The sequence below is a fragment of the Candidatus Cloacimonadota bacterium genome (assembly GCA_011372345.1).
Taxonomy (GTDB): Bacteria; Cloacimonadota; Cloacimonadia; order Cloacimonadales; family TCS61; genus DRTC01.
In genome coordinates, this window is the sequence record DRTC01000219.1 from 1 (window position 1) to 4,431 (window position 4,431).

3 protein-coding genes and 1 other RNA gene are annotated in these 4,431 nt (G+C 35.2%); all 4 read left to right on the forward strand.

Going from position 1 to position 4,431, the window contains the following annotated elements:
- Positions 1-662 (forward strand): carboxylating nicotinate-nucleotide diphosphorylase (gene nadC / locus ENL20_04225; protein ID HHE37763.1); only part of this gene is annotated, 662 nt, incomplete at its 5' end.
- On the forward strand, positions 659-1,375 hold the full coding sequence (locus tag ENL20_04230) for a hypothetical protein (protein HHE37764.1): 717 nt from the start codon (positions 659-661) through the stop codon (positions 1,373-1,375). The genes nadC and ENL20_04230, both read left to right, overlap by 4 nt.
- Before the next feature lie 19 nt (positions 1,376-1,394).
- Positions 1,395-1,848, forward strand: an RNA gene (gene rnpB, locus ENL20_04235) — RNase P RNA component class A.
- Positions 1,849-2,474: 626 nt separating this feature from the next.
- Positions 2,475-4,202: a single-stranded-DNA-specific exonuclease RecJ gene (recJ, locus tag ENL20_04240; protein ID HHE37765.1), complete on the forward strand. Its 1,728-nt coding sequence runs from the start codon at positions 2,475-2,477 to the stop codon at positions 4,200-4,202.
- The last annotated feature ends 229 nt before the right edge of the window (positions 4,203-4,431 follow it).

Genomic DNA, 4,431 nt, shown 5'->3' on the forward strand with positions numbered 1-4,431 from the left:
AAATAGATTTTTTAACTAAATGCAGAGCATTCAAAAAAGATGGAGATAAACTCATTAAAGGTGAAAAAATTGCAGAAATTTCAGGAAAATCTTCCTCCCTCTTAAAAGCTGAAAGAGTTGCTCTGAATTTTTTACAACGATTGAGTGGAATTGCTACTTTAACTGCCAGGTTTGTGGAAAAAGTGTCATTCTTTAATACAAAAATATTGGATACCCGTAAAACAACACCTTTGTTAAGAGAACTGGAAAAATATGCAGTTCGATGCGGAGGAGGTTTCAATCATCGATTTGGACTTTATGATATGATCATGCTCAAGGAAAACCATATTCGGACAGCCGGCTCAATCTCCAAAGCTGTAGAATCGATAAAAAAACACAACACTTCCTATAAAATCGAGGTTGAAGTTACAAATCTAAAAGAACTGGAAGAAGCGGTTAACTGCAAAATTGATCGTATAATGCTGGATAATATGCCATTGGATGAAATGAAGGAAGCAGTAAAAAAATATTCTAACCAAATCGAATTTGAAGCTTCCGGAAATGTAACTCTGGAAACGATCGAAGATATAGCTGCTACAGGTGTTCATTTCATTTCAAGTGGAGCTTTGACACATTCATATAAATCGTTAGACATTAGTTTGCTTTTTGAGGAGAAAAAATGATAAAAGAGCTGGAATTATTGATTCAGATGCAACAAAAAGATGATATTATTGGTGAAAGAAGAAACGAAGCAGAAGCCCTTCCCCTGGAATTGAACAGCTTGAAACAAGGACTCAAAACTGCCGAAGTTAATTTATCTAATGTTAAGAATGAACTTGAAAATAATCTGAAAGATCAAAAATTAAAAGACCTGGAGATAAAAAATAATAAAGAAAAAATCGGCAAATATCAAAATCAACTTTTAACTATCAAAACTAATAAAGAATATAAAGCTCTGAACAGCGAGGTCAGTCATCTGGAGAAGAAAAACTCAAGCATTGACGATGAACTCATAGCTTTGATGGAATCGGAATCGCAACTTAGAGAAGAACTGAAAAAATTTGAAGATGAATATAAAAAAGCAGAAAATGAATTAAAAGCAAATGAAGACAGGATCGAAAAAAAAATCGAAATAGTCAGAAATGATATCGATCAATTAAAAAATGAGCGAAATTCTTATGCAAAACAGATAAAGGACACAAATTTAGTTAAACGATATGTTGCTTTGATCAAAAATAAATCGAGAAAAGCGGTTGTGTTTAATGATAAAAATGCCTGTAGTGGTTGTGGTTTTAAGGTTAGACCGCAACAGGTCATCGAGATCAACGAAGGGAACAAGATCATCAGTTGTGAGAGTTGTGGAAGGATATTGGTTCCCAAACCGATGAAAGAATAGTTCTTTAGAAATAATTGTCAGAGAAGATAAAATGTCTGCCTGACCACTAAATTTCATTGAAGAAGTTCTTTATGAATTTAGTGGTCAGGAGGAAAGTCCGAACACCAGAGGGCAGGATACTTCTTAACGGGAAGTCCCGGTAACGGGAAGCCAGCTCCACAGAAATAAACTACCTGACCACTCATTTTAAAATTTTATTTAGAATTTTCAAATGAGTGGTCGGGAAAAGGTGAAATGGTAGTGTAAGAGACTACCGGTTTTCGGTGTGAATCGAGAAGACAGGAAAGCCTTATCCGGTGCAATGCCAAATAGGAGAACAGGTTTGCCCGACCGAATTGTTCTCGGGTAGGCAGCTAAAACCGGTTCGCATTTGTCGAATCTCATTCGAGAATAGTAATATCCGGTTTAGAGAAATAGACATTAGATCGTTTTTTAGACGATTTACAGAATTCGGCTTAATACCTTCTCTGACATTTTTTGATTTTCGATTGATAATGGAAAATCTTGCGAATGGGTGAGGAATTAGACCTTCCCAATGGTTTGAAATCTGTAAGGATAATTGTTTAATAATCGTTAATTGTTAACTGGTATAGTTTACTTTTTACTCATTCCCAAATTCCATTTGGGAATGTAATTTAAAAAAGTTTTTTACTCAAGTTTCGCAGTAAAACAGTAAACCGTTAAAACGGTTATGTTGTCATATTCTGTAGTATTGTACACCCTGATAAATCAGGGTGTTGATCTGAAAAAAGGAAATCAATTTCGATGAAAGTTAATCAGAGTAACACCACAATTCATTGTGGTGATGAGAAATTAAAAAAAATTATCCTTAACCATTTTAATAGTTTATATGAACTTTTCAGATTCAATTTAATTGAAAACTGTAAATCCGCATAACTTTCTTATGTATAATAAGTTGAACAAGATTTATTAATTATGTAAAGATTCATTTATTCAGATTTGATGTAGTTTTAATAACTGCGAAACTTGAGGTTTTTTAAAAAATAAAGAAACGATTCTAATATGAGCGTTTGGCTCTTATGTTCCAACGCAGGATCATTGGAACAAAAAAAAGGTAATCCTATTTAAGGAAAATATAATGCAGAAAAGATGGAGAGTTTCAGAGCCATTAACTCTTGAGCAGCAGGAACAAAAAGTTAATATTTCAAAAGAGATCAAATGCCCGGAAATGGTAGCTGAAATGCTTATCAGAAAAGGCATTGTTGATCTACCGGCAATTGATGATTTTTTTCATCCCAACCTGGAAAATATTCACGATCCATTCTTATTTCCTCAAATGGATAAAGCTGTGAACAGGATTATCAAAGCAATCAAGAATAAGGAAAAAATAACGATCTACGGAGATTATGATGTTGATGGAACGACTTCAACAGCACTTCTTTATCTCGGTTTGAAGAAACTGCAGGCAATCGTTGATTATTATATTCCCCATAGAATGATAGAAGGTTATGGTCTTTCCTTGAGCGGAGTTGAGCAACTGAAAGAAAATGGAACTCAATTGATCATCAGTGTCGATTGCGGGATCAATGCCTTTGAGGAGGTCGATGAAATTAACAGCCTTGGAATGGATATTATTATTACGGATCATCATAATCCAAAAGAAGAACTTCCTGCAGGTGTTGCTATTATTAATCCTAAAATGAAAGAAAATGATTATCCTTATATTGATCTTGCCGGTGTTGGTGTTGCCTATAAATTACTTTCTGCAGTTTATCAGAAAATTGATTTTGGTGATAAACAAATCGTGCATAAATATATCGATCTGGTTGCTCTGGGAACGATTGCCGATATTGTTCCTTTGACCGGAGAAAACAGGATCTTTGCTTCTATCGGACTGGATAGATTGATCAAAAAACAGAATATCGGACTTAACGCTCTGATCGGGATTGCCGGATTATCCCAAAAAGAATTGAATGCGAGCGATATTGTTTTTGGTGTTGCTCCTCGTATAAATGCTGCCGGAAGAATGGGAAGCGCTCTTCGAGCTGTAGAATTAATGGTTTCCACAGACGAAAATAAAAGCATGGAGCTGGCACAGATAATCGAAAGGGAAAACTCTCTCCGTCAACAAATTGATCAGCGAACTTTTGAAGAAGCGTGTGAAATCATTGAGAAAAAATATAAAAATATGGATGAAACCTATTGCATTGTTGTTTCATCCGACGACTGGCATCCGGGAGTAATCGGAATTGTTGCTTCCAAACTGGTGGAAAAATATTACCGTCCGGCAATAATGATCTCCTTCAAAGATGGGATCGGAAGCGGTTCGGGAAGGAGTATCGCAGGTTTTGACCTATTTCAGGCATTAAAAAATGTCGAAGATTATCTGGAAACTTTTGGTGGTCATAAATATGCTGCCGGACTTTCGATTTTGGTGGAATATGTCGATAGTTTTGAAAACAGGCTATCAAAATTTATCGAAAAAAATATTTCTCCGGAACTATTAATCCCTCCTTTAAAGATCGATACGGAACTGGAACTTTACGATATCAACGAACATCTTTTGGAGTGGTTGAATAAATTTGCTCCATTCGGTCCGGGAAATATGCGACCTACTTTTGTTACAAAAAAAGTTATGATCGTCGGTTATCCCTATAATGTCGGTGCGAATCATCTTAAACTGAAAGTGATCAAGGATGGTTGTACTCTTGATCTGATCGGTTTTAATCTTGGTGATTTTCTGCCGTTCCTGAAAAAAGGTTCTTTGCTCGATATTGCCTATACATTGGAATTTAATACCTGGCAGGGAAGGTCGACGATTCAGGGAAAATTGAAGGATATTCATTTTGTGGAAGATGACTCTTAAACTTATCGAATTTCCAAAACTTGCCAAATTTTTGAAACTTGCCAAATTTCAAAAATTTGGCAAGTTTTCTCTCTTATTCCTCTCCCTCTTAGCTTGTTCTGTTATTTCCCAGCAGCAACAGAAAGTTGTTCCTATACATTTGAATATTATCCAAAAAATTGAACTTGATTTTATTCCCCAAAAATGCTGTTATTCAAGTACTGAAAAAACCGCTTTTATCATTGAAAAA